Raw genomic sequence first — 26,260 nt, 5'->3', positions numbered from 1 at the left:
AAGGAGGACTATCGTGAATATTTTAACGCTCAATTGTCATGCCTGGTTAGAAGACCGCCAACAAGAGAAAATCGACGCGATTGTCGAACGTATCGCAAGCGAAGAGTATGACTTCATCGCGCTTCAAGAAGTCAATCAACATAAAGAGGCCCCCCTCATCTATGGGAACATCCGTGAAAACAACTTCGCACACGTCCTCGTCGAGCGCCTGAAAGAGTTAGATCTTCACTATCACATGACATGGGACTTTGCCCATTACGGATATGACATTTACGAGGAAGGCGTCGCCATTTTGTCGCGAACACCGTTTCTATCGACCGAGTCGTTCTTCGTATCCAAGACGACGGACCCTGACAATTACAAGTCCCGTAAAATTGTCAAAGCCGTGATTGAAGGTCTTGAAACGCCGACGACCGTCTACTCGTGTCACCTCGGATGGTGGCATGACGAAGAGGAGCCAGTGAAGCATCAACTCGACGAACTACTGCGTCGCGTCGAGCATGACGACCATGCGCTCCTACTCGGTGATTTCAACAACGATGCCTTCATTCGAGGCGAGGGATACGATTATTTGATGGAGAATGGGCTTCAAGACCTGTTCCATCTCGCAACGGAACGCGAAGGTGATGCGACCGTCCAAGGGAAAATCGCCGGATGGGATGAAAACAAGAAATCGCTACGCATCGACTTGATGTTGACGAATGCACCCATTCACGTCTCCCGTCATGCTGTCGTCTTCGATGGCGAAAACGGTCCCATCGTCTCCGACCACGCCGGTGTCGAAGCCACTGTTTTTTGGCGCTAATCCACCTTTTTCTTCCGACTTGGGAGAAAAGGGTTTTTCTTTTGGGAAATATCTTGTAACGTGAGAGGAGACTGATGTCTAACTACTAATGAATGAAATAGAAAGAAGTGTTTGAACATGGAGACAAGCTCGCTCAGTCGAAGCGACTGGACTTTAGTTTTATCCCTATCCTTATTAACCTTCGTTCTCGGAACGAGTGAATTTGTCATCGTCGGCATTTTGCCTGATATCGCAAGCGGTCTATCCATTTCCATCGCGACAGCAGGAAGTCTCGTATCGGCATTCGCCATCAGCTTTGCCGTCGGCACGCCAATCACGATGTCCTTGACGAGCCATCTTCCAAAACGTAAATTGATGCTCGGCTTGACGATTCTCTTCACCGTCCTGAACTTATTAAGCAGTCTCGCTCCCATGTATGAGTGGTTACTCGTCTTGCGCATGCTGACGGCCGTCGTCACAGGTGTCTTGATCTCGCTTGCCATGCTCGTCGCCAGCGAGAGCGTCCCTCCGGCAAAACGGGGCGTGGCCGTGTCCTTTATTTTCGGTGGCTTTACAATGGCCAACGTGTTCGGGGTTCCGATCGGAACGTTCATCGGACAACAGGCAGGATGGGAGTCCACGTTCTGGTTGACGACTCTGCTCGGTGCAGTCGCCTGGATTGCCATTTATCGTGTCTTGCCGAATCAATTGTCTCAAGAAAAAGCATCACTCCGTGAACAAATGGCACTCCTGACGAATCCACGTATCTTGATCGCCTTCTTAATTCCGGCGTTCGGTTTCGGGGCGACGTATGTCGTATATACGTATCTCGTACCGATTTTAAAAGATGTACTCGGTGTACCGGTCGCTTGGGTCAGTCCGATTTTATTCGCCTACGGATTCATCTCGATCTTCAGTAATATCGCTGCCGGAAAGATCGCCAGTCACAATCCGATCGGACGCTTACGGTTCGTCTTTCTCGTCCAGGCATTCGTCCTGGCCGCGTTATTCGTGACGACGTCGAATGTGACGCTCGGTCTCCTCAATATCGCCCTCATGTCGTTCATGGCGATTTTATTGACGACATCGACTCAGATTTATTTGATCGATTTGGCGGAGAAGTTCAATCCGAACGCCAAAGGTCTCGCCTCATCACTTATGCCTGTGGCGAGTAACGTCGGAATCGGACTTGGTTCCGCTCTTGGTGGTGTCGTCTACGCGACGAGCCCTATCATGACGCTCGCGCTCGTCGGTGGTTTGGTCGCCCTCGTCACAGCCGGGTTGACCGCAGTCAGTTATTCACTCGATCAACGCTAAAACGTGCACACCTCGATGAAGGTGCGCACGTTTTTTATAACCATTCGAGAATCGCCGATAGGACTTCGTCGAGTTGTTCTTTCGATGTGAGCGGACTTTCCTGATCGCCTTTTTGTGGACCATACATTCCGAAGTTGGCATGATTCCCGCCTTCGATTTGTACGAATTGACTATCGGCAGGTAGGTCGCTTCGACTCGCCTCGATGTCTTCCGGGACAGCCAATCCATCCAACTCACCCGAGATGGATAGCACGCGTAAGTCACTATCGACCATCGAGCTGATCGGATATGATGCGAGGAAAATGACACCTTCTACCGACTCTTGATGCTCAAGCGCGTAACCCGACGCCGCCGAACCTCCGAGTGAATGACCGGCTACGATCCAGCGTTCAATCTCCGGATGTGCCTCGATGATTGGATCGGCTGCGTCGATATCTAAAATGCCTAAGTTGAGTCGAAGCGACGGAATGGCGACGAAATACCCTTCCTCGGCTAAACGTGTTCCATAATACGCATACGCCTCTTTCTCCACTTTCGCCCCTGGATAAAGAATGATTCCGACCTCACTCGTCGGATCTCCAAACTCGAGACGGTTGTCGACCACTTTCCCCTCTTCGGCATACCGTGTCGCTTCATCGGTCGGTTCGTACGTGAACTGCGTCCAAATTAAAAAGCCTGCTACCGCGATGATTAGCAATCCTACGATTGAGAGTGCGGTCCACTTGAAGAATTTCTTCATTATATAGCCTCCATTTGCATCCACTTCATCATAACGTTACACTAATAAGAAAAAGCATGATCAGGGGGACACCATGACCAGAAGTAATATAACCACGACGATTCAGTGGTTTATTTTTATTTTAGCTACAAATATTGTACCACCACTCTCCATCGCCGCCTTGTTTGAACTGTCACCAGATGAGACGATGACCTTTATATCCCGCTCACTTTTCATCTTCGCACTCTTCAGCATCATTCAGACGTTGCTCGGCCATCGCCTCCCGATACTCGAAGGACCTGCCGGCATTTGGTGGGGTGTCTTCACCTTATACGCCTCCATCGGTCCCGCTCTATATGGAAGTCAGCAAGAGACGCTGCAGGCACTCGGATTCATGCTGTTTTTGAGCGGAATCCTCGGTGTGTTGTTGACCGTCACCGGCATCTTAAGACGCATGCTCGCCCTGTTTACACCGCAAGTGCTCGGCGTCTATATGATTTTGCTCGTCCTTCAATTATCAGGGGCCGTCATTAAAGGTGGATTTGGGGTGACGGAAGACGGAATCAATATCATTCAGGCCGTAGCGACGGCTGGGCTCGTCTTGTTCGCACTCACGCTCGAGCAAAGTCGCTTTAAACAATATGGACTCGTCATGACGCTATTCGTCGGGTTCGGCTTGTTCCATTTACTCGACCTTGGAAATCCAATCGTTCGTTCGGAATCCTTCTTCCTCGTACCGGAACTTCTTCCGTTCGGAAATTGGGTGTGGGATTGGAACTTGTTACCGACGGCTTTCGTCATCACCCTACTTCTCATGACGAACGTCCTTGCGAACATCAAGTTGATTGAGCGCATCGTCAGTTCTCGCGAAAAACGAGAAATCAAAGGAAACGTTCCCGCATCGGGTGTCGCCAGTGGCGTCAGTCAAATCGTGGCTGGTCTGTTCGGCACACCGGGTCCTGTCGCCATCTCCGGGACAGCTGGTTTCCTCTCTTCGACGGAGAGCGTCCAGCGTGCTCCGCATTTGGTTGCCCACGCCCTCATGATGGGGTTAGCACTCATCGGTCCATTCGTCTCGTTGATTGCGAGCATCCCGGCCGCTGTCGGTTATGCAATCGTGACACCGCTCATTGCAACGATGATCATCATCGGAATCAATGAGGCGGCCTTTGAATTGAAGCAGTCCACGGCATCCCTCACAGTCGGGCTCCCGCTCGTCATCGGTGCCGGGGCGATGTTATTACCACCCGGTTCAATGAATGACCTGCCACCGCTTCTTGCGACCGTCTTCTCTAACGGGCTTGTTCTCGGAACAATTGTCGCCTTAACAACTGCCATCTTAAGTAAAATCAAGGATTGAAAAAAAGAACTGGCCGTATTGGTCAGTTCTTTTCACGTACATGCATATGGTAACGGGCATCGTGCGGTAAAACAGCGCCTTCTTCTTGTTCGAAATGCGCACGGTCTTTCCAATAACGAACGACTGACGAAGTATCACGATGCAGGGCGCGTTGTAGCGCTTGTTTTGCCGTGACAGGCGTTTCGTCATCGTTTGTCAATTCAAGTCCCATCAGTTTATAACCGATTGTTTGTCCACCCCGACTCATTTGCCACGCTTCCATGGCATATGTCAGTAGTGTCGGTGTGATGACCGCATGCACGAACTCGCTCTTTACTTTCTTTCGTACGAGCTGTTCTACGCCCACGCTGACAAGACCTGCAATGACACTGTCAATCATGACTGCTTTGGTTCGCTTTTTTGTCAATGGATTCATCGGCTCATCCTCTGCATCATCCCTGACGTCAACACTTCGATTCCTTCGCCTTCTTCAGACGCCATAATCAAGGCACGAGCGACATGAAGCGCCTGAATCGGTGCGACTTCCGGTGTCTTCTCAAGCAAGATTGACTGGAACGGTCGACTGATGACCTCGGCCGCCTTCTCTCCGAAGCGAAATGAATCACGCTCTCCGAGTAACAGAGAAGGACGGGCGATAATCAAGTGATGGAAGTTGAAAATACGTAACGCGTTCTCAAGCTCCCCTTTCACACGGTTGTAAAAGAAAGTCGAACGCAATGATGCGCCTTGTGCCGATACGACCGCATAGCGCGTCGCACCGTGTGCCTTGGCGACACGGGCCACTTCAAGTGGTAATTCTAAATCAACTTGTTTGAACGCTTCTTGCGAGCCAGCTACCGCAATCGTTGTGCCGAGCGCACAGTACACGTCGTCGATCTGTGGAAGGGATGAATCCATCTCCTCGAAACCGACGATCTCATGTAACTTCGGATGACTCCAACGCTTCGAGCGACGGACAACGATCCAGACCGCATCATAACGGTCACTCTCTAACAACTGTTCCACCAATTCGCGGCCAATCAAACCGGTCGCGCCTACGACAAGTGCAGTTTTCCCCATTCGTGACTCCTCCTAGACTACTATTTCCTTCAGTCTAGCTGACTTGCCGTTCCTCGGCAATGATTGTCCCGGGACGGAATCGGTCCATCATACGGAAAAATCCGTTCAATGCGAGCGCCGTGAATGAACCTGCCACGATAGCACTATCCGTGAACAACTGCAGCCACTCCGGCATGTTTGCGACGATGGCTGGATTGGCGGTAATACCGAGCCCAACACCGATTGAGAGGGCAATGGTAATCAAGTTCTCGTTTTTCGAAAAATCGACCTGGCTCAGAATTCGAATGCCGGAAGCAGCGACCGTTCCGAACATGACGAGCATCGCTCCCCCAAGCACAGGTTTTGGAATCAATGTCGTGAACGTAGCGACTTTCGGAAGGAAGCCGAGCAAGATGAGCAATCCACCTGTCCAGAAGATGACACGGCGCGATTTTACACCTGACAATTGAACAAGTCCGACATTTTGACTGAACGTCGTGTACGGGAAGCTGTTGAAAATCCCTCCGAGAATCGTTGCGACACCTTCCGCACGATACCCTTTCGTCAATTCGTTCGCACCAATCGGCTTTTTCGTGATATCGCTGAGCGCCAAGAATACACCTGTCGATTCAATCATCGAGATAATGGCGACGAGCGTCATGACGAGGATCGCGGACACATCAAATGTCGGCATCCCAAAGTAGAACGGTTGAACCATTTGGAACCAACCCGCTTCCCGGACAGGACTGAAATCGACGAGACCGAGCGAAGCAGCAACCCCTGTTCCGATGAGGACGGCAAAGAGGACAGCAGCGGCGCGTGTGAAGACGGTCCCGACACGGTTCAAGACGAGAATGAGTAAAATCGTAAAGCCACCTAATCCTAGATTCTGCATCGATGCGAATCCAGGCTCACCTGGCATCCCGCCACCGATGTCATTGATGGCGACCGGAATCAGTGAGAGACCAATGATCGTCACGACCGAACCGAGAACGACCGGCGGGAAGAAACGTGCGAGCTTCCCGACAAATCCGGAAATGAGGATAACAATGATTCCACTGGCAATCAACGCGCCATAAATGGCCGTAATTCCATTTGCGCTTCCAATCGCAATCATCGGACCGACCGCCGTGAACGTACATCCGAGGACGACCGGCAATCCGACACCCGTAAAGCGTGTCGTCCATACTTGTAATAACGTCGCTACCCCACACATGAATAAATCAATTGCGACAAGATAGGCGAGTTCGGTTGGACCAAGCCCGATGGCACCCCCGACGATGAGCGGGACGATGGCTGCTCCCGTGTACATCGCGAGTAGATGCTGAAATCCGAGACTTGCTGTCTTGAATGTATTCATCGAACGACCTCCACGAACGAGATATGGTCTTTCTCTAATTTCGCGACGCGCGCTAGCGATTCGACGCGATAACCACGCTCAATCAATTTATCGCGCCCTGGTTGGAACGATTTTTCGATGACGATGCCAACACCTGAAACTTCTGCACCTGCCGCTTCGACGAGTTGTGTCAGCCCGAGTGCCGCTTCCCCGTTCGCGAGGAAGTCATCGATGACAAGAACGCGTTCGCCTGATAAGACGAAACGTCGGCTCAAGCTGATGCGGTTCGTCTCCTGTTTCGTGAACGAATAAACATCCGCTTCGACGAGGTCGTCTTGGAGCGTCAGCGATTTCCGTTTACGCGCGAATACGAACGGGATGCCCATCTCAAGCGCCGTCATCATCGCTGGCGCAATCCCGCTCGATTCGAGTGTGACGATGCGGTCGATTTGAGCGTCTTTGAAACGTTCTGCAAATTCTTTGCCGATGGCTTGCATAAGTACCGGATCGACTTGATGATTCAAGAAGGCGTCAACTTTCAACACTTGGTCGGATAAGGCCCGACCCTCTTCACGGATTTTGTCTTCTAACTGCTTCATTGTTGTCCCCTCCATTAAAAAATGCGATTCGTCACCCCTCATCGGGAGGCAACGAACCGCATGGAAATCAACGATAGCATACGACAAGCGCCACCCGTAGTCGAACCATTTACGGTAGTTCGGTAGAGACTTGCGGACCATATTTCCGCTGATATACGAGTGCGAATCTATTTATTTAAGATAAACTTTATTGTAGACGAGCTGACGAGAAATGCAATAGGTTGCAATCAAACGGCGAAATGTTCGATTTTTCTGAAACTGCTGTATACTGTATGTATTGGATATGAGAGAGGAGCCTTGCCCTTATGAAGTTATTCGTATTAGGCGCAACCGGTCGGACCGGACATCAATTCATCGACCAAGCCATCGAGCACGGTCATGACGTCACCGCGTTCGTACGTGAACAGAAAAAGTTGATTCGGACCCCACAACTTGAAATCATCGAAGGCGACTTATATGACATCGATGCGTTAACAGAAGCGATGCACGGTCATGATGCGGTCATCAGCTGTCTCGGAACGGATTTGAGCGATCCGGACTTTTTAGCGAGTGTCACGGACAAGCTCGTCCCAGCGATGAAGACGAATGGCATCTCACGCGTCGTCTATTTGGCTTCAGCCGGGATCGACAATGAGATACCGGGACTTGCCGGGAAAGCCATTACGTTCATGCTCCGGAAGCCGCTCCGTGATCATCGGGCAGCCGTGGACTTGTGGCGAAATTCGTCATTCGATTATACGATTGTACGACCGATGCAATTGACGGACGGCCCCCGCACCTCGACGTATCGAACGGCCATCGATGAAGTGCCAGAGAACGGGAAACACATCTCACGGGCAGACGTCGCCCAGTTCATGCTTCATGCGATTGAAGAACAGGAACACGTACGGGAGTCAGTCGGACTAGCGTACTAATTTGATCCAATTCATGCTACAATATCGGGTAGTTTACTTTGAAAGGAACGAAAACGAATTATGAGTATATTAACGGTACAAAACTTGAGCCACGGCTTTGGTGACCGCGCTATTTTGAACGATGTCTCTTTCCGCCTCTTAAAAGGGGAGCATATCGGTCTCGTTGGAGCAAACGGTGAAGGAAAATCGACGTTCATGAACATCATCACGCGCAAGCTGCAACCGGATGAAGGGAAAATCGAATGGGCGAAAAACGTCCGTGTCGGTTACCTCGATCAACACGCAGTACTTGAGCGCGGGATGACGATTCGGGACGTCTTGAAAGGTGCTTTCCAATACCTGATTGACATGGAGACGCGCATCGGCGAACTCTACATGGAGATGGGTGACGCGACGCCGGAACAGATGGAAGACATGCTTGCGGAGGTCGGTGAGCTTCAAGAAACGCTCGACTCGAACGACTTTTACATCATCGATGCGAAAGTAGAAGAAGTCGCACGCGGCCTCGGTATTTTAGACGTCGGACTCGACCGGGACGTCACGGACTTGTCAGGTGGACAGCGTACGAAAGTATTGCTCGCGAAGTTGCTTTTAGAGAAGCCAGATATCTTGCTCCTCGATGAGCCGACCAACTATTTGGATGAAGTGCATATCGAGTGGTTGAAACGCTATCTTCAAAACTATGACAATGCCTTCATCTTGATCTCCCACGATATCCCGTTCTTAAATAGTGTCATCAACTTGGTCTACCATATGGAAAACCAAGAGTTGAACCGCTATGTTGGGGACTATGACAAGTTCATGGAAGTGTACGAGATGAAGCGTTCGCAACTTGAAGCCGCCTATAAGCGTCAGCAAGCCGAAATCGCGGATTTGAAAGACTTCGTTGCCCGAAACAAAGCGCGTGTGTCGACACGAAACATGGCGATGTCACGTCAGAAGAAACTCGATAAGATGGATGTCATCGAATTGAGTGCGGAACGTCCGAAACCAGAATTCCGCTTCTTGCAGGCACGTACATCGGGGCGCCTCATCTTTGATGCGAAAGGTCTCGTCATCGGATACGATGAGCCACTCTCACGTCCGCTCGACCTTCAGATGGAGCGCGGTCAAAAGATTGCCCTCGTCGGAGCGAACGGAATCGGGAAGACGACGCTCTTGAAGAGCTTACTCGGCTTGATCAACCCGCTTGAAGGGACAGTCGAACGCGGTGAGTTTCTTGAGATGGGTTACTTCGAACAGGAAGCCGCATCAAGCAACAACACGTGTATCGAAGAGATTTGGAGCGAATTCCCATCACTCAACCAACAGCAAGTACGCGCGATGCTCGCGAAATGCGGTCTCATGACGAAGCACATTGAAAGTAAAATCTCTGTCCTCAGTGGTGGAGAAAAGGCGAAAGTACGTCTTTGCAAACTCTTAAACAACGAAACGAACTTACTCTTACTCGATGAGCCGACGAACCACTTGGACGTCGACGCGAAGGAAGAGTTGAAGCGTGCGTTGAAAGAGTACAAAGGAAGCGTCCTCCTCATCAGTCACGAACCAGAATTTTATGAGGATATCGTCACAGACGTCTGGAACTGTGAATCGTGGACGACGAAAGTATTCTAATTCAGTAAAGGACGTGTCGTATGGCTGGCCCAATTCAAACGAATGAACGGATTATTTTGTATGACATTATCCGAGGGTTTGCCCTCTGCGGCATTTTCCTCGTCAATATCCCGAGCATGCTCGGGAGCGACTGGATGTTTGGTCGTCCCGACTATTACGGGAACGACTTGTTCGTCCGCACGCTCTTTGACTTGTTCGTGCAGACGAAGTTTTATACGATTTTCTCCCTCTTATTCGGGATCGGCTTTTCGATTTTCCTCGAGCGTTCTTACGCTCGTGGCGAATCGGTCAGTCGTTACATACGCCGTATTGCGATTCTTTTCTTATTCGGTCTCGCGCATTTGGCGATTTGGTCAGGTGACATCTTACATACGTATGCGATGTGGGGCTTATTGCTTCCTCTCTTTTATGGGTTGAGTAACCGCGCGATATTGACATGGGCGTGGAGTTTATTGATTGGAAGTTTCTTACTATTCAATGTTGCCCCTATCTATGTAGAGTGGGCTTTTGGATACATGTATTTAGGAGAGTCGTTCCCGAGGGTCTTTAATTCAGGCTTCGGTCCTTGGCTAGACTATCGATTCGACAACGAGATTTTTACTATGATTCAAAATTCACTTTTTGTCGGAATCGAGATTCTCGGTCTGTTCTTACTCGGTCTCTTCATCGGACGGGAACGAAAGCTTCTGACTTGGAGTATCCAAGGATTGACCCGGACTGCTGCTATCTGCGCAATAGCAGCCATACCATTCTGGGGAATCATCATCTGGCATCATTACGGTGATGGCGCCTCTTATATGTCCACGAACTCAGCAGCCGTATGGATTTCCGGAAAACTGCTCGCTACAACGTACATCTGCCTGTTCACCATCGCCGTTCGAAAAGGTCGGACGTTCGCCCCGCTTCAAGCACTCGGTCGAATGGCACTCACGAACTATCTGACACATACGTTGATCATTGTCTTGCCAGTAATCGCACTCGGGGCGTACGGGGCGCTTTCCTTAACCGAAGGTCTATTCCTCAGCATCGCCATTTTGATTGCGCAGTCGTTCTTCTCGATGTGGTGGCTAAAGACTCACCGTTACGGACCGTTTGAGAAACTATGGCGTCTCGGAACATACGGACGACAAACAAAATCATCCTAAGATCGGACTTCATTGTCCGGTCTTTTTTTAAATAAAAACTGCAGACGAATGAACGTCTGCAGTTCCGCTCGAGGCCACGGCTTCGAGTTTTTATTTTGTTGCCGCTTCCGTTAAGAATGGCACGATTTGCTTCTTACGTGAGACGACGCCAGGAAGTGTCGCCAATCCGTTTTGAAGGGTCACGTTGAACGCTTGTTCGAAGAGTTCGGGTTTTGGTCCGACAACGATGGCTTCCGAATCGTTCGTCAAAATGTTCGTGATGGCGAATACGAACAAGTCTAAGTTTTTCGCCGCAACCGTTTTGGCAATCGCCGCCTCGACTTCCGCTTTACGGTTCAAGACATCGTTCGCATCGACCGTGTTCACTTGTGCGATTTCGACACGATAGTCGCCCATCGCGAATTCTTTCGCATCGAGTGAGATGAGTTCTTCAATCGTTTTTTGGCTAAGGTCCGCACCGGCTTTGAGCATCTCAAGACCGTATGTTTCTGCATCGACGCCAGCAATCTCCGCAAGTTCTTTCGCTGCTTTGATATCTTCACCTGTGCATGTCGGCGATTTGAAGAGAAGCGAGTCTGAGATGATGGCGGAAAGCATTAAACCGGCCATATCCGCTGCGATTTCGACACCATGCTCTTTATACAACTTCAACAAGATTGTCGCCGTACATCCGACTGGCTCCGCACGATAGTAGAGCGGGTCTGCCGTTTGGAAGTTTGCGATACGGTGGTGGTCGATGACCTCAAGGATTCGCACGTCTTCAATCCCGTCCGCACTTTGTTGGAACTCGTTATGGTCAACCAAGATAACTTCTTCCGCCTCACCTTTCACGCTTTCAATCAAGCGTGGTGCTTTCACACGGAAGTGATCGAGCGCATATTGTGTTTCGCCGTTCACTTCACCGAGACGGACCGCTTCTGCGTCCATCCCTAATTTCTTTTTCAACTCGGCATAGGCGAGCGCTGACGTGATTGTGTCGGTATCTGGATTTTTATGTCCAAAGACTAGTACTGTACTCATGTCTCATTCTCCTCACTAAATAGTTTTCCCCTATCCATTATAACGTCCACGGCATTTCTTTCAATTCCCAAACAAAAAGAGCCGTGTCGGCTCTTATGCTTGTTCATCTTCATCTGTCTCTTCGAGGTCGGAATGATCTCCTTTTGAATCTTCTTCATGGGAGATGTCCGGCTGATCTCGCTTCAACTTTTCTTTTTCTTCTTGTTCACGCTTTTCTTTGTCTGACATATCGTGTCATCCTTTCGAAAATCCGACTTGTCATAATCTGTTCCCCAAGCCAGATTTCGTCAAACGACATTTCACTAAACGTAAACAAACTGAAACGTCAGGCCTGCACGAAGACGATTTCTTCTCCGCGAAGTTCGACTTTCACGTCTTGTCCTTGGAACAACCACTCATCTTGTTCCGCCACGACAAAACGAATGCCGTCTTCTTCGGTCTCAACAGCCGCATTGTTCACGTCTTCTGTGATGACCCCGACAGAAAAACCGTGCGTCAAGTCTGTCGAACCCCCATACTTTGCAAACAAACGAACCGTTTGGCCTGCTTCGACTTCCATTTCTTCTTTAAACCATTGGAGCGCTTCTTCTGTTACTTGAATCTCCATAACATCTCCTCCTCTCGACTACTCCTTTCATTCTAAACGTTTCAAAAGAGTCGAGCGAGGAAGTTGCCTAAAGTGTTGTGCCAACTTGATAGCTCACCGTCATGCCATGCGTCTCCGGTTGCGCACCATTCATTTCAGCGAGCGTCGTTTCAAATAAACGTCGCCCGATTTCTTCATTCGGTGAGAGCATCGTCGACAGTCCGAATGCATGACCGATCGGATGTCCGTCAAACCCGAGCATGGCGACTTCCTGAGGAATCTTGATGTCTCGCCGTTGCATCTCTCCTAAAAATCCGAGGGCGACATAATCGGACGAGAAAAAGAGCGCTCGAGGACGCTCTTTTTGAGAGAGGAACGTTTCAGCTAGCCGAATACCGTCCTCACTCGTCAAATAGCCCGTCCAAATCCATTGCTCACGCGCATGCGCTACTTCATCGAAATAGGCTTGCTGACGCGCAAGGGAACTCGGACTATGGCTTCTTGACAAGATGATTCCAATCTCTTCGTATCCGTATTGCTGTAACACACGAATACCTGATACGAACGACGCGTAATGATCGACATGGATCGACGAAATTGTCTCCGGTGCACCGACGGTCGCCACAGCAATCGGTCCGTACACGCGATATGTCTCCATTTCCTTAAAGGACATCTCATGAGACAAGACGATCGCCCCATCGACTTCACGGTGCTTCAATAAATCGAGCGCTTGTCGTTCCTCGCTCAGTTTATACTCCGTCTGCCACATGACGAGGCGATAATCGTGCTCGAGCGCCGCCTTGGCGAGCCCATTAACGAAGAAACCGTAATAAGGATGATTCATATAAGGTAGGATGACGACGATTCGTTGCGTCTTCCCTGTCGACAACGTCAACGCTTGTTGATTTCGCAAATACCCGAGCTCCTTCATTGCCGCATGTACACGGGTTCGTTTTTCTTTCGATACGTACGGATGCTCGTTCAGGACGCGTGAGACCGTCGTCACCGAAACGTCAGCGTGCTTCGCGATATCTCGAATGTTTGCCATTCATCTCACCTCAACTTGTAAGCCTTTGCATATAGTGTACCCACTCTGCTTGCTGACTGTCACCTCTTTCGACGACTTGACAACGAATCGCTTGAACGAGACGGAAGCGCTCCTCTAACGGCAGATGAAGAAACTCTTCACGGAAACGAGTACACAACATTTTCCCAAACGGTGTGTACAACTGATTGATGACGAGCTCGTATACGATTCCACAGCACCATGTTTTCCACGTTGTCGGTTTCATATCGGTTCCCCTCCCTTTGTCTATACCGTATCTTCTGAAACGCGTTTCAGAGCAAGCATCTTTTTTAATAAAGTTTATTTCCGAACATTATTTGTCTTCAAATTTCATTTTTCATGTTTTTTACTCAAAACAATTGACGGGAATCAAACATTTTTGTATAGTCATCAAGTTGATAACGTTAATTTAATCATTTTTTTTAATTAATATTCGGAAATAGACCGAAATAAGGAGTTTTATCGATGAATATCTTTCAATTAAAACAACATGGTACGAATGTTAAACAGGAAGTGACTGCTGGGATCACAACGTTCGTGACGATGGCGTACATCTCTGTCGTCAACCCAGCGATTCTATCTGACGCAGGGATTCCGTTCGCACAAGCATTCACGGCGACAATCATTGCCATCCTCATCGGAACAGGCTTGATGGCGTTTTATGCGAACTTACCGATCGCTGTAGCACCCGGGATGGGGCTCAATGCATTCTTCGCTTACACGCTTGTCGCTCAAGAACAGATTGCCCCGTCCGCCGCGCTCGGTGTCGTCTTCGTCTCGTCCGTCTTCTTCTTGATTTTGTCGCTCTCTCCAATTCGGACGAAGTTGATTCAAGCGATTCCGACTTCGTTGAAGCATGCCATCACGACCGGAATCGGTCTTTTCATCGCTTCACTCGGATTAAAACTATCAGGTTTGATCGTTGCTGATGAAGCGAACTTGGTGCGTCTTGGTGACGTGTCTTCTCCAGAAGTACTACTTGTACTCGGTGGTTTGATCGTCTCGGCACTCCTCTTTTCACGAAACGTACCCGGTTCTTTACTCATCGGGATGGTACTCACGGGGATTGCAGCATACTTCATGGATATCTTAAAAATCGATGGTGTCACGGCGATGCCAACACTTCCGGAAGGGCTCATGGTCAACCCCGTGACGGCATTTAGTGATGTCATTCAATACGGTTTGTTCGGTGCTGTCCTCTCGTTCTTCCTCGTCACGCTTTTTGATACGACAGGTACGCTTGTCGGTGTCGGAAAACAGGCAGGTCTCTTAAAAGAAGATGGAACAATTGAGAATGGTCACCGTGCACTCTTTGCCGATTCACTTGCCACAATGGGTGGATCACTCGTCGGAACGAGCCCGTCTACGGCATACATCGAGTCTGCTGCCGGTGTCGCGCAAGGTGGACGTACAGGGCTCACAACGGCCGTCGTCGCCGGATTGTTCGGATTGACACTCTTCTTCAGCCCACTTATCGGCGCCATCTCTGGCGTTGCGGCGATTACGGCTCCTGCACTCATCATCGTCGGGGCACTCATGTTGACGAACGTCCGGTACATCGACTGGAGCGACTTCAGCGAATACTTCCCCGCGTTCATGACGATTTTGATCATGCCTTTGTCAGGAAGCATCGAACGCGGAATCGCCTTCGGGTTCATCTTGTACCCGATCTTCAAAGCAATGAACAAAGAGACGGTTCACCCGCTCATCTATTTGTTCGGCGCACTCTTCATCTTGGAAATGTTCTTCCTATAAGTTAGACAGAAGATCCTCGTCATGTGTCGAGGATTTTTTTCTGTTATACGTACTTACTACCTGTTTTATATCAGAAACGAGATGAATATCGGTTCAGTGAGATACGTTATCAATTAGACAGGATTTTACAAATAAATCAGTTTTTCTCCCCATTTTTCTGTCACTTTCCTACGCTTTATGAAATAATGACGTTGAAATCGTTATCATCAGAAGAAAGAAGGAATGGCTATGCCGAATGTAGCTTTATTCGTCACTTGTTTATCTGATACGTTGTTTCCATCCGTCGGACAAGCGACAGTCGAACTACTCGAACATTTAGGGTGCGAGGTGACGTTCCCCTTTGAGCAGACATGCTGTGGGCAGCCTGCCTACAACAGCGGCTATCATGAGGAGACGAAAAAGGTTGCCAAGCACATGATTGAAACATTTGAACAAGCAGATGCAGAATATATCGTCGGACCATCGGGGTCGTGTGTCATGATGATGCGCGACTACCCGCATTTGTTCCAAGATGATCCTGTGTGGGGTCCTCGCGCTGAAGCGCACGCCGCCAAAACGTTCGAACTGACACAGTTCATCGTCGATGTGCTCGAAGTCACTGATGTCGGTGCCAAGTTTCCCGCCAAAGCGACCTATCATGCGTCTTGTCACATGACCCGCCTCCTCGGAATCGAAGCAGCTCCCGGAAAGTTGCTCGGAAACGTCGATGGACTGACGATGGTCCCCCTCGCGAACGTACATAACTGTTGCGGGTTCGGTGGGACCTTCTCCGTCAAGATGCCAGATGTGTCGGTGCAGATGGTAGATGAAAAAGTCGATTCCATCTTACAGTCAGGCGCAGAGGTGTTGATCGGAGCGGATGCGTCATGTCTGATGAACATCGGCGGACGTCTTCATAAACAGGGACATCCGATTAAAGTGATGCATATTGCCGAAGTGTTGAACGAAGGAGTGAAGCAAGCATGAGCATGGGGATTCGATTGGATGAGAAGTTTCAAGATCGACGAAAAGATGGAATCGAAGATGCGTTCATGCGGCAGGCCGTCAGTTCGGCTCAAAACCGTCTACGGGATGGCCGGTTGAATGCTGCAGGTGAACTCGGGGACTGGGAAGCGTTTCGCGACCATTCGGAAGAAATTCGTCAACATGTGCTGGAACATCTGGACTATTACTTATATCAATTGAGCGAGAATGTCTCAAAACGTGGTGGAAGCGTCTTTTTCGCGGAGACACCGGAAGAAGCGAACCGCTACATCCGAGAAGTCGTCCGGTCGAAACAAGCCAAACATGTCGTGAAATCGAAATCGATGGTCACGGAAGAAATCGGCTTGAACGAGGCACTTCAGGAAGAAGGATGTACTGTCGTCGAATCCGATCTCGGTGAATGGATTTTACAACTCGACGAAGATCCACCGTCTCACATCGTCGCCCCGGCCCTGCATAAAGACCGCGACGCTGTGCATGAGACGTTCACTGCCCACGGCTACAGCGGGTCGAACGATCCGACTGAACTTGGACGCTATGCACGACAAGAACTACGGAAAGACTTTTTGAAGGCAGAAGTCGGCATCACCGGCTGTAATTTCGCCATCGCAGAGAGTGGAGCCGTCGGGCTTGTGACCAACGAAGGTAACGGACGCATGGTGACGTCGCTTCCTGATACGGTCATCTCTGTCATGGGCATGGAACGCGTCGTCCCGTCTTATGAAGAGTTCGAGGTGCTCGTCAACATGCTTTGTCGAAGCGCGGTCGGTCAGCGACTCACGTCATACATCACGACGTTCGCCGGGACGCGCGCGGTCGGTGAAGTCGATGGACCAGAAGAGTTCCATCTTGTCATCGTCGACAACAAGCGTTCTGGTATTCTCGGGACACAGTTCCAATCGGTGTTGCAATGCATCCGCTGCGCGGCCTGTATCAACGTCTGTCCCGTCTATCGCCATATCGGTGGTCACGCGTACGGGTCAATCTATCCAGGTCCGATTGGTGCCGTCTTGGCTCCGCTTCTTGACGGATACGAGAACTATAAAGAACTCCCCTATGCGTCGAGTCTCTGTGGCGCCTGTACGGAGGCGTGTCCTGTAAAGATTCCGCTGCATGAGCTGTTGATTGAACATCGACGCGTCATCGTAGAGGAGAAAAAGCAATCACCTTTCGTGGAGCGGATTGCGATGAAAGGATTTGCCGTCACCGCTTCGAGTCCATTCTTATTCGAAGCAGCGGAACATGTCGCACCGTTTGCGACATCACCGTTCGCCACCTCGGGTCAGATTGAGAAAGGGCTACCGGCTTGGACGGACTCGAAAGACTTGCCGCAGCCGAACAAACAGACCGTCCGAGATTGGTTCAAGAAACGGGGGAATGCCTGATGAATCCTGGTACAATCACAAACCGTGAGGACTTTCTACAACGAATCGCCAAGCAACTCGGTCGTGAGGTCAAGCTCACGCCGCCAAAACGGGAATATACACATCGTCCGCAAGATGAGGTGTTGAAAGACGCGAGTGAAGAAGAGCTGCTCGAGACGTTCCGCATGGTCGCGACCCGAATCCATACCGATTTGGTGGAATGTGAATCTGCGAAGCTTGATGATACGCTTCGCCTCTTGATTGAACGCTATCATGGCGCACGGATTCTCGCAGAAAACGATGAGCGAATTTCCGCTTGGGCACCTACAACAAGTGAGACGTTTGATTGGTGGGATTCGTCACAACCCGAAGCGAGTCGAGAGCTTGCCATTCGAGCGGACATCGGCATCACGATTGCGGATGCGGCATTTGCGGAAAGTGCGACAATCGTCCAATATGCGAAGCCTGGTAGATCACGGACAATCAGTCTGTTACCACAAGACCATATCGCAATCATCCCGAAATCTGTCCTTGTCCCACGTATGACGCAAACGGCACAACAACTTGCCACACTCGACCGAGACGGTCTCCATTCCCCGAACGGTGTCAATTTCATCTCTGGTCCGTCGAACTCGGCCGACATCGAGATGAACCTCATCGTCGGCGTTCATGGTCCTGTTCGAGTCGCCTATGTGTTGGTACATGATTTATAAGTATAGCCCCTCCATCGATCGATGGAGGGGCTATGTTCATCCTGATACGGTGACGCTCCCATTTGAGCTCGTTAATTTCACTTCAATCGATCCGTCTCCAAATACGCACTCTTTCGACCGCTCTCCCAACACATCAACTTTCCCGTTTCGTGACTTCGCACGAATCGTCACATCTTCCGGACGTTCATCGACATGTAAGTCAATCTTCCCGTTGTTCGTCTTCAAGCGAATCGGTGCTTGAATCGCTTGTACGGAACAGTCTATCCGTCCATTAGAAGTTTTGGCATCGACCGCTCCCGTGACGTGATCGACATCGATTCGACCGTTCGAGGAATGGATGTTGATCCGCTCAAGCTGAGAATGTTTCGCTTCGACACGACCGTTTGAGGAATGAAGCTCCCAATCGTGCCCGTGACAGCTTGATGCGAGCACTTTTCCGTTCGATGTGCGCAGGACACCATGACGTGCTTGAATGTGATGTGCGACGATTCGACCGTTCTCACTCTCCACGTGGAAGCGTTCCGCTTGGAGATCTTGTACATCACTCGAACCGTGACGATTTTTCAATTGAATCTGATGATAGGCGTGATGAGGCAATTCAACCCGAAGTACAGGTGCCTTTGACCCGAACCATGAAAACAGATCCGAAAGACCGAAACGACGTTCGGATTCAATCCGTATCTCTAAAGTGTCCCCGACGATATCCATCACGACCCCATGATCGGTCTCCGTCTCAAGCGTCGCATACGCATAACCGTCTTGTGATGGGGTGACGAACACTTGCGCATTTTGAACTTGAATGAGGACGCTTTGGAAGGCTACGTTCGAACTTTTGACCACCGCAGGCGGTCGCGTCGAGACCGATTCTTCAATATCGACAGAGGCGAGCAATTCCGATGCGAGTATGCTCGGTTCCCCTAACTCACGTGCCAATTCTTCGTCACTTCTTCCTTCTAATCGACCACTCGTGAAATATTCCGATACGTCTCGTAAAATATCAAGCCGATCTTTCACCTTCACGTTCATCAATAATTGTTCGAGCTCTGACAAGTACTGTTCTTCATTCATCTGTCGTCTCCCCCTCGGATTAAGTCATTGACACCGTTTGTGAATACGTTCCATTCCGTTCGCAATTCAACTAAGTGTTTGCGGCCCTGTTCCGTAATTTGATAGTACTTCCGTGGAGGTCCTTCTCCAGACTCCATTAAATACGTCGTGAAATAGCCCTCTGTCGTCAATCGACGCAACAACGGATAGACCGCACCTTCTGAAATGGCCACTTTGGCCGAAATCGCCTGAACGAGCTCATACCCATAGCGGTCTTGTTCCGCGACGAGTGCTAACACACACAGGTTAAGTACGCCCTTTTTGAATTGAGGATTCATCATCCCACCCCCTACTATACATAGAACAATAGCATACTATCCACTACTGTTCAATAAACAATAGCGTTCATTTCCTTGATTTCTCAATATCTAGCATCTGAAGAGTTGAATCTGTACAATGAAAGAACGACACTCGTAGGATATTAGTCACAGTCGGAATGTTCATCATTCTAGGAAGGAACGGTCTTTATGAAGTCATGGATTGACCAACGGATCGGGAGACAATTTTTATTCGTCTTCTACTTATTCATCGGACTGATCCTCCTCACGTCGCTTGCCGTATATGTGTATACGGAAAACCAAATCGAACAGACGACGTCATCGCTCGAGAACATCAGTGAACGACGCACGAATGCGACCGAGTTGTTCGAGACATGGCAGTCGATGCAATATGAAATGCGCGGATATGTCCTCCTTGGGGATGACGCGATGTTAGAACGTGTGCAAGATAAACAAGTCTTGATTGACGAACAGACCTCTTGGTTCGAACAGAACGCAGTGACCGAGAAAGAAAAAACGTACGCGAGCGATGCACGTACGCTGTTTGTCGCGTATCAGGAACGTGTCATGCCGAGTCTCGAACGTTATGTAGCAGGAAAACGGGACGGTAGTGTAACCGAACCCTTCTTAAAGATGCCGACGCTCGGGAAAGTGAATCCACAACAAGAGCCACCGGCAGATCGTAAATTCAAAATCAATTCAAAAAGTGCCGCAGATATGAGTGCGAGCATCGTCGATATGGAGAGCGTCTTCACGGAATACCGGAACTCACTGAACGCAGAAGAGGATGCGCTCCGTGCTCAGCTTGCGACCCATACGAAGTGGGCACAGGCCTTTTGGCTCCTCTCTTTACTCGGTGTCCTCTTCATTCTCTTTATCGTCGCCCGTCCATATGTGAGACGCTTAACGGGTCAACTGCAAGAGTTGATTGAAAACAGCAAGCGCCTTGCCGGAGAGCGACAGCCGATGACACCGGCGGCCGCCCAATCTAAAAATGAAGTCGGGCAATTGACAACATCATTCCGGCAAATGGCTACATCTCTCACGGCACAACGCTATCGGATTGAAGAGGAGCGTGAGAAGACAGCGCGCCTCCTTCACTCGATTCGCGATGCCGTCATCTATGTCGAACACGCAACAAGTGAGAAAGTAGCAAACCAAGCGTTGTTCGTCTTATTCAATCAACCGATTACGCAGCGAAATGAAGTCGATTTATACCGTTTAGACGCTAGCCTTGAGGAGCTCGGACTGCAGGTCGACCAAAAGGATGCCTTTTTCGCGTTCATGGAACGATCATTCGATGGACAGTGTAAAGAAGAGAGCGTCACGTTCTCGATGAATCAGGAAGAGCGCTTCATTCAAATGTATGCGGAGAAGATTTACTTGCGAGGGACACGTCATGGGACGATGCTCGTTTTCCGTGACGTGACGCACGAGACCGAAGTCGACCGTCTGAAAACCGAACTCGTTTCGACCGTCTCTCACGAACTCCGGACTCCGCTCACAAGTATCATTGGATTCACTGAACTTCTTCGTTTCCGAAAACTTTCATCTGAACGTTCCGAAAAATATTTAGGAATGATTCATCAAGAGACATTACGTCTTGAAGACTTGATTTCGAACTTGCTCGATGTACAACGGATGGAGTCTGGACAACAGACGTACCATAACGAACCAGAGCGTCTGTCCGCTATTCTTGAGCAAGCGATTTCGGTGCATCAAGGCTCAAGCCAACATCATCACATCACGTTTGATTGCACGGAAGACGTCTATGTATACGGAGACCGGACGCGACTCAATCAACTCTTCATGAACCTCCTGCACAACGCCGTGAAGTATTCGCCTCGTGGTGGCGAAGTCCATGTCCGTGTCACATGTGAACGACCGGATTGGATTGACATTTCAATTGAAGATCACGGCATCGGGATTCCCCAAACCGCGCTACCAAAATTGTTTGACAAGTTTTATCGCGTCGACAATTCCGCCAGTCGAAAAATTGGAGGGACCGGTCTCGGTCTCGCGATTTGTAAAGAAATCGCTGAAGGTCACGGTGGAACGATTCACGCTACCTCAAACATCGGCAAAGGCTCCATTTTCACTGTCAGCCTTCCCAAGTCGGATATGACCAATCAAATGAGTAGCTAAACGAAAAGAGGGTGCATCATCGCACCCTCTTGTTTATTGGACTTTGTTCTCTGGACCAAATGACGGATAGAGCGAAAGCCCACCGTCCGCAAAGATGGTTGTCCCCGTCACATAGGACGACTCATCCGACGCGAGCCAAGCGGCAACGGCTGCGATTTGTTCCGGCTTCCCGATGACGTGAGATGGGATAAGCGCTTCTAATCCCTTCTTCTCTTCCGGGTCGCTCATCGTCTCTTCGTTGATTGGTGTATCAATCGCCCCAGGTGCGATCGCATTGACACGAATATGGTTCGGTGCATATTCGAGTGCGACGGATTTCGTGAACATTTTCACGCCACCCTTGCTGGCTGCGTAATGTGTATAACCTGGACGTGGGATGACTTCGTGAACAGAAGACATATTGATGATGTTCCCCTCGATTTCATGCTCCACGAAGTATTTTAAAGCAGCACGGACACCAAGGAACGTCCCGTTCAAGTTGACGTCGATAATCTGCTTCCAGTTATCAAACTCCATTTCATGCGTTTTTGCCTCGACTTGAACGCCGGCGTTATTCACGAAAATATCCATCTTTCCAAACTCAGAGATGGCTTTCTCAATCATCTTCTCCGCGAGTCCTTCTTCTGCGACGTCCCCTTTCACGGCGACGGCTTTCCCACCAGCTGCCTCGATGCCACGGATGACTTCCTCCATCTCTTTTTCACTGCTGCGGTAATTCAGGACAACGCTCATCCCTTCTTTTGCGTAACGTTCCCCGATGGCACGACCGAGCCCCTTCGAGCTGCCCGTGATGACCGCGACCTTACCTTTTAACTCTGGATAGTTTGCCATGTCAATTCCTCCTTCATCTTCTCGGGTTTAGTTCCCGCATTCCCCTCTTCATCAAACATGATTGGCTGCATTTTGAATATTTGAAACAAATCAACTATACTGAAACAAACTATTCGTTTTCAGGAAACGCCTGAAAGACGTTTGATCTTATACTCAATGGAGGTGACTCCCCGATTTTAGGGGGAATTGTTGGACAGTCCCATGTTACTCAGCTTACTCGTCGTCGCACTTTTAATCTTTTTGACTGCCTTTTTTGTGGCAGCCGAATTTTCAATTGTGAAAGTGCGTGGCGCTCGACTCGACCAGCTCGTGCTCGAAGGAAATAAGAAAGCGGTCAGCGCGAAAAAAGTCATCGAGAATATCGACGACTCCCTTTCTGCCTCGCAGTTCGGAATCACGCTTTCTGCACTCGGTCTTGGGTGGATTGGTGCCGATCAAATCGAAACGTATATCCACACATTGGTCGAACAATTGAACATATCGCCTTCTCTCGTGACATTCTTGTCGTTTTTGATCGCCTTCTTATTGATTGCGTTCGTCCATGTCGTCATCGGTGAACTCGTGCCAAAAACGCTCGCGGTTCACGAAGCGGAGAAGTTGACGCTGCTCGTCGCACGTCCGCTCTACGTCTTCACAAAAATCTTCTATCCGTTTATTCGAGCATTGAACAGTATGGCTCGAATCACACTCCGTTTATTCGGGGTACAGACGACAGCGCAGGAAACGGCACACTCTGAAGAAGAATTGAAAATCATTATGACGGAAAGTTTCCGTAGTGGTGAGATTAACGAAAACGAATTGGCATATGTTCAAAATATCTTCTCCTTTGACGAACGGATCGCCAAAGATGCCATGGTACCACGAATGAACATGGTGACAATCGATGAAGAAGATACGATCGAAGAGATCATCGCCGTAGTGGAAGAGCACCAGTATACGCGTTATCCCGTCACACGAGATGGCGATCGCGATGACGTTCTCGGATTCGTGAATGCGAAACAACTCTTCACTGCCCAACTTTCAAAAAATGATGCACCGTTCGAGTCGTTCATTCATCAATTGCCGCTCGTCACCGAGTTCACACCACTTCAAGAAGCGATGGTGAAGATGCAAAACGCGCAGACGATGATGTGTCTCGTCATCGATGAGTATGGTGGGACGGCAGGACTGTTGACGATTGAAGACATTTTAGAAGAAATCGTCGGCGAGATTCGAGACGAGTTCGATCGAGATGAGCAGGCTGAAATTACAGAAGTCGCTCCGAAACATTACCGCCTTTCAGGACTCGTTTTAACGCAAGAACTGGAGGAACGGTTCGGCATCGAAATCGAGGATGACGTCGATACGGTCGGTGGTTTCGTTTTATCACAAAAAGCGAATGCGCGAACGGGGGAACGCTTCCTTCTACCTGGCAACCATGAACTGATTGTCAGTGAAGTCGATAACCACCGCATCGTCTTCGTCGACTTGATTCTCGCCTCTCATCAAGAGGAAGAACCACTGTCTGAATGATGCATCTTTCAAACCCTTCTCTAAAATATGGAGAAGGGTTTTTCACGTTTGCACCGAACTGTCGCTATATTTTCGCCTCTTACCGTGATATACTGCACATATGTTGCTTATTTGAGTGTCACCCACTCAATGACACAACATCACCGAAACATGGCGAGATGTTCGGTTTAAACAGAAAGAAATAGAAAGAAGGTTACGCATGGAACGCAAACTATTTTTGATTGACGGTAACTCCATGCTGGCCAGTGCTTATTATGGTGCCGCCGCGAGCCGAACGAAAAAAGGACGCGAGGTATCTAAAAGCGATCGGAGTGCCGTCATCGGAATGACCGGCCTCATCCGGACGATTCTACGCAGACATCGTCCGACTCATTTTGTCGTCGTCTGGGACGTCTCACGTGAAACATTATGGCGTCGAGAACTGTACCCGGGCTACAAACGTCGCAGACGTCAAACACCGCCTGAATTGAAAGCGCAGATGGAACTCATGCGCCAACTGCTTGAGGATAGTGGAATCCCACAATTCCAAGTAGAAGGGTATGAAGGGGAAGACTTGATTGCCCACATCGCCCGTAAATTCAGTTGCAGTGCCCCTGTCGTCATCATGACAAAAGACAAAGACTTGTTACAGCTTGTCAGTCCACGAATCACCGTTTGGTTACAGACACAGGAGCTTCAGCAAATGCAGGCTCGTTGTGACATTCGTGATAATCGTCCGTTGCCGCTCAAGCGTCATTTAGAAATTCGACCAGAAGAAATTGCAGCGTTATACGAAGGATTGAAACCGAAGCAACTGTCAGCCGTCAAAGCATTGACAGGAGACCGTTCTGACGGAATCCCTCCAGTTGCCGGGCTCGACGAAAGCCAATCGGTTCAACTCATCAAACGATTCGGTTCGCTCGATAAGCTGTATTCTGCCTTGAGCATCAAAGGTGAAAAACGACAACAAGTAAATGAAACGATCGCGGCACTGACGTCAGAGGAGGTGCCCCGTAACTTGAGACGAACACGCAAAAAAGCAGAGCGCAACATGGAGCTCGTTCGACTCGATGTCACGGTGCCGGCACTTGAACATTTGAAGTTGGCTCATCTCGAGCTCAGCCTCAACCCAAAACGAGTCGAGCAAGCGTATCAAAAACGCGGACTTCGTCTCTCGTTTAACGCAGGTCAGAAGAAAACATCCGCACGTTAAAAAGAACGAACGCTCAAGCGTTCGTTCTTTTAATATGCACGGTAATCCCGTCTTCATCGGTCAACGACCATTCAGACGATGTTCCGCCTAACGCCTGGTTCGTCTCTTCATTGACGAGAAGCGTCCATGCTTCGATTCCGGTCTCCATTCCCACAGGATCGCTCGGACGGGCCCACACGTTCGTTCCGATGTGATGGTGGTAGCCATCAGCTGCTAGGAAAAGTGCGCCTGGATAAGAATCCGTCGTAATGGAGAAGCCAAGCCGATCATGATAAAAACGTTTCGCCGCCTCGATTGAGCGTACTTTAAAATGCACGTGCCCCATCATCGTTCCGATCGGTAAACCAGTAAACGACCGATTGGCTGCCGCTTGAAGCATCGATTCATAGTCGACAGGCTCGGTCGCCATTTTCACATGACCGTTTGCCTCGTACGTCCATTGGTCCTTCGGGCGGTCGGCATACAATTCAATCCCGTTTCCTTCTGGATCGCTCAAGTAGAAGGCTTCACTCACGAGATGGTCGCCTTGCCCCACTTCGATGCGTCGCTCAATGAGATGTGCCAACATGCTTCCTAACTCTACACGGTTCGGGAACAGAATAGCTAAATGGAACAAGCCTGCCGCCCGTGGATTGGTTTTCGCTTGCGGGACACTGTGCAAGATGACAAGCGGACGTTCCTTCGTACCGAGTGTAATGAGCTCTTCGCTCTCTTCTAAAATACTCATCCCAATCACGTCTACGTAAAATCGTGTCACCTGTTCAATGTCACGGACTCGAAGCGTTACCGGACCGAGTTCGATTTTTTCGATTTTCATATATTATCACCTCCCCTTCACTATACCCGCTCGGTCGATGTTACAGAAGTAGGCACAAAAAG

The 26,260-nt window shown here is 49.6% G+C and carries 27 protein-coding genes and 1 riboswitch; of the genes, 13 read left to right on the top strand and 14 right to left on the bottom strand.

Translation table 11 applies throughout. The features are described 5' to 3' along the window. Positions 1-13: 13 nt before the first annotated feature. Positions 14-805 (top strand): endonuclease/exonuclease/phosphatase family protein, encoded by a 792-nt coding sequence (locus KNO61_RS14145; protein WP_214688892.1) that lies wholly within the window; start codon positions 14-16, stop codon positions 803-805. A gap of 117 nt (positions 806-922) precedes the next feature. Beyond that, positions 923-2,101 (top strand): MFS transporter, encoded by a 1,179-nt coding sequence (locus KNO61_RS14140; RefSeq protein WP_214688893.1) that lies wholly within the window; start codon positions 923-925, stop codon positions 2,099-2,101. Between the two features lie 34 nt (positions 2,102-2,135). Here KNO61_RS14140 and KNO61_RS14135 read toward each other — a convergent pair whose 3' ends face one another. Beyond that, on the bottom strand, positions 2,136-2,840 hold the full coding sequence (locus KNO61_RS14135) for an alpha/beta hydrolase (RefSeq protein WP_078146105.1): 705 nt from the start codon (positions 2,838-2,840) through the stop codon (positions 2,136-2,138). Between the two features lie 73 nt (positions 2,841-2,913). On the opposite strand from KNO61_RS14135, the gene KNO61_RS14130 reads away from it, so the two are divergent. Next, positions 2,914-4,179, top strand: coding sequence for a purine/pyrimidine permease (locus KNO61_RS14130; RefSeq protein ID WP_214688895.1), 1,266 nt, complete (start codon positions 2,914-2,916; stop codon positions 4,177-4,179). A 22-nt stretch (positions 4,180-4,201) separates the two neighbouring features. Here KNO61_RS14130 and KNO61_RS14125 read toward each other — a convergent pair whose 3' ends face one another. Genes KNO61_RS14125 through KNO61_RS14110 form a run of 4 tightly spaced genes read right to left on the bottom strand, consistent with a single transcriptional unit; the run spans position 4,202 to position 7,155 of the window. Then, the gene (locus KNO61_RS14125) at positions 4,202-4,594 is read right to left on the bottom strand and encodes an RDD family protein (protein WP_214685099.1); all 393 of its coding nucleotides are present in this window, start codon (positions 4,592-4,594) and stop codon (positions 4,202-4,204) included. Further along, the gene (locus KNO61_RS14120; protein ID WP_078146102.1) at positions 4,591-5,238 is read right to left on the bottom strand and encodes an NAD(P)H-binding protein; all 648 of its coding nucleotides are present in this window, start codon (positions 5,236-5,238) and stop codon (positions 4,591-4,593) included. Before KNO61_RS14120 ends, KNO61_RS14125 begins: the two co-directional genes overlap by 4 nt. Before the next feature lie 34 nt (positions 5,239-5,272). After that, positions 5,273-6,577: a nucleobase:cation symporter-2 family protein gene (locus KNO61_RS14115; RefSeq protein WP_214688897.1), complete on the bottom strand. Its 1,305-nt coding sequence runs from the start codon at positions 6,575-6,577 to the stop codon at positions 5,273-5,275. Next, a complete protein-coding gene (locus KNO61_RS14110) occupies positions 6,574-7,155 on the bottom strand; it encodes a xanthine phosphoribosyltransferase (protein WP_214688899.1) in 582 nt (193 codons plus the stop codon). Before KNO61_RS14110 ends, KNO61_RS14115 begins: the two co-directional genes overlap by 4 nt. A 77-nt stretch (positions 7,156-7,232) precedes the next feature. After that, a riboswitch (purine riboswitch) is annotated at positions 7,233-7,334 on the bottom strand. Between the two features lie 126 nt (positions 7,335-7,460). On the opposite strand from KNO61_RS14110, the gene KNO61_RS14105 reads away from it, so the two are divergent. From KNO61_RS14105 to KNO61_RS14095, 3 genes are read left to right on the top strand one after another with little or no spacing between them, the layout of a single operon-like run. Next, positions 7,461-8,069, top strand: coding sequence for an NAD(P)-dependent oxidoreductase (locus KNO61_RS14105; RefSeq protein WP_015880458.1), 609 nt, complete (start codon positions 7,461-7,463; stop codon positions 8,067-8,069). 60 nt (positions 8,070-8,129) lie between these two features. Then, positions 8,130-9,683: an ABC-F family ATP-binding cassette domain-containing protein gene (locus tag KNO61_RS14100; protein ID WP_015880457.1), complete on the top strand. Its 1,554-nt coding sequence runs from the start codon at positions 8,130-8,132 to the stop codon at positions 9,681-9,683. Positions 9,684-9,703: 20 nt separating this feature from the next. Further along, positions 9,704-10,828, top strand: a complete 1,125-nt coding sequence (locus tag KNO61_RS14095; protein ID WP_214685093.1) for a DUF418 domain-containing protein — start codon at positions 9,704-9,706, stop codon at positions 10,826-10,828. Between the two features lie 90 nt (positions 10,829-10,918). Here KNO61_RS14095 and KNO61_RS14090 read toward each other — a convergent pair whose 3' ends face one another. The 5 genes from KNO61_RS14090 to KNO61_RS14075 all read right to left on the bottom strand — a co-directional run bounded on the left by KNO61_RS14090 (position 10,919) and on the right by KNO61_RS14075 (position 13,726). Next, on the bottom strand, positions 10,919-11,848 hold the full coding sequence (locus KNO61_RS14090; protein ID WP_214685091.1) for a manganese-dependent inorganic pyrophosphatase: 930 nt from the start codon (positions 11,846-11,848) through the stop codon (positions 10,919-10,921). Positions 11,849-11,941: 93 nt separating this feature from the next. Continuing rightward, positions 11,942-12,076, bottom strand: a complete 135-nt coding sequence (locus KNO61_RS17415; protein WP_015880450.1) for a hypothetical protein — start codon at positions 12,074-12,076, stop codon at positions 11,942-11,944. A gap of 97 nt (positions 12,077-12,173) precedes the next feature. Continuing rightward, a complete protein-coding gene (locus KNO61_RS14085; protein WP_214873651.1) occupies positions 12,174-12,455 on the bottom strand; it encodes a HesB/YadR/YfhF family protein in 282 nt (93 codons plus the stop codon). A 67-nt stretch (positions 12,456-12,522) separates the two neighbouring features. Beyond that, on the bottom strand, positions 12,523-13,482 hold the full coding sequence (locus KNO61_RS14080; protein ID WP_214685089.1) for a LacI family DNA-binding transcriptional regulator: 960 nt from the start codon (positions 13,480-13,482) through the stop codon (positions 12,523-12,525). Between the two features lie 10 nt (positions 13,483-13,492). After that, positions 13,493-13,726: a hypothetical protein gene (locus tag KNO61_RS14075; protein ID WP_078146096.1), complete on the bottom strand. Its 234-nt coding sequence runs from the start codon at positions 13,724-13,726 to the stop codon at positions 13,493-13,495. A gap of 245 nt (positions 13,727-13,971) precedes the next feature. On the opposite strand from KNO61_RS14075, the gene KNO61_RS14070 reads away from it, so the two are divergent. From KNO61_RS14070 to KNO61_RS14055, 4 genes are all read left to right on the top strand, one after another. Next, positions 13,972-15,255 (top strand): NCS2 family permease, encoded by a 1,284-nt coding sequence (locus tag KNO61_RS14070; RefSeq protein ID WP_031424359.1) that lies wholly within the window; start codon positions 13,972-13,974, stop codon positions 15,253-15,255. 228 nt (positions 15,256-15,483) lie between these two features. Next, positions 15,484-16,221 (top strand): (Fe-S)-binding protein, encoded by a 738-nt coding sequence (locus tag KNO61_RS14065; RefSeq protein WP_074034994.1) that lies wholly within the window; start codon positions 15,484-15,486, stop codon positions 16,219-16,221. A gap of 2 nt (positions 16,222-16,223) precedes the next feature. Then, positions 16,224-17,624 (top strand): LutB/LldF family L-lactate oxidation iron-sulfur protein, encoded by a 1,401-nt coding sequence (locus tag KNO61_RS14060; RefSeq protein ID WP_275060634.1) that lies wholly within the window; start codon positions 16,224-16,226, stop codon positions 17,622-17,624. Next, the gene (locus KNO61_RS14055) at positions 17,624-18,316 is read left to right on the top strand and encodes a LutC/YkgG family protein (RefSeq protein ID WP_078146095.1); all 693 of its coding nucleotides are present in this window, start codon (positions 17,624-17,626) and stop codon (positions 18,314-18,316) included. Before KNO61_RS14060 ends, KNO61_RS14055 begins: the two co-directional genes overlap by 1 nt. Positions 18,317-18,352: 36 nt before the next feature. Here the strand turns inward: KNO61_RS14055 and KNO61_RS14050 are convergent, their stop codons facing one another. After that, positions 18,353-19,384 (bottom strand): DUF4097 family beta strand repeat-containing protein, encoded by a 1,032-nt coding sequence (locus KNO61_RS14050; RefSeq protein WP_214688904.1) that lies wholly within the window; start codon positions 19,382-19,384, stop codon positions 18,353-18,355. After that, positions 19,381-19,701 carry a PadR family transcriptional regulator gene (locus KNO61_RS14045; protein ID WP_031424354.1) on the bottom strand — a complete coding sequence of 107 codons (321 nt, stop codon included), beginning with the start codon at positions 19,699-19,701 and terminating at the stop codon, positions 19,381-19,383. Before KNO61_RS14045 ends, KNO61_RS14050 begins: the two co-directional genes overlap by 4 nt. Before the next feature lie 189 nt (positions 19,702-19,890). Between KNO61_RS14045 and KNO61_RS14040 the strand changes: the two genes are divergently transcribed. After that, positions 19,891-21,846 (top strand): ATP-binding protein, encoded by a 1,956-nt coding sequence (locus KNO61_RS14040; protein WP_078146093.1) that lies wholly within the window; start codon positions 19,891-19,893, stop codon positions 21,844-21,846. A 33-nt stretch (positions 21,847-21,879) separates the two neighbouring features. Here the strand turns inward: KNO61_RS14040 and KNO61_RS14035 are convergent, their stop codons facing one another. Next, entirely contained in the window at positions 21,880-22,677 is a 798-nt protein-coding gene (locus tag KNO61_RS14035; protein ID WP_015880438.1) for a glucose 1-dehydrogenase, read from the bottom strand. A 189-nt stretch (positions 22,678-22,866) separates the two neighbouring features. Here KNO61_RS14035 and KNO61_RS14030 point away from each other — a divergent pair, with 189 nt between their 5' ends. Continuing rightward, on the top strand, positions 22,867-24,189 hold the full coding sequence (locus KNO61_RS14030) for a hemolysin family protein (RefSeq protein WP_240499772.1): 1,323 nt from the start codon (positions 22,867-22,869) through the stop codon (positions 24,187-24,189). Between the two features lie 199 nt (positions 24,190-24,388). Beyond that, positions 24,389-25,381, top strand: coding sequence for a 5'-3' exonuclease (locus KNO61_RS14025; protein WP_214873649.1), 993 nt, complete (start codon positions 24,389-24,391; stop codon positions 25,379-25,381). Positions 25,382-25,394: 13 nt separating this feature from the next. Here KNO61_RS14025 and KNO61_RS14020 read toward each other — a convergent pair whose 3' ends face one another. Then, positions 25,395-26,198, bottom strand: a complete 804-nt coding sequence (locus KNO61_RS14020) for a VOC family protein (RefSeq protein ID WP_214873647.1) — start codon at positions 26,196-26,198, stop codon at positions 25,395-25,397. Positions 26,199-26,260 lie beyond the last annotated feature (62 nt).

Origin of the sequence: Exiguobacterium sp. s140 (genome assembly GCF_018617035.1) — a bacterium.
Classification (GTDB): Bacteria; Bacillota; Bacilli; order Exiguobacteriales; family Exiguobacteriaceae; genus Exiguobacterium; species Exiguobacterium profundum.
Note: the sequence above shows the minus strand (reverse complement) of the source record. Positions and strands in the feature narration are given on the sequence as shown.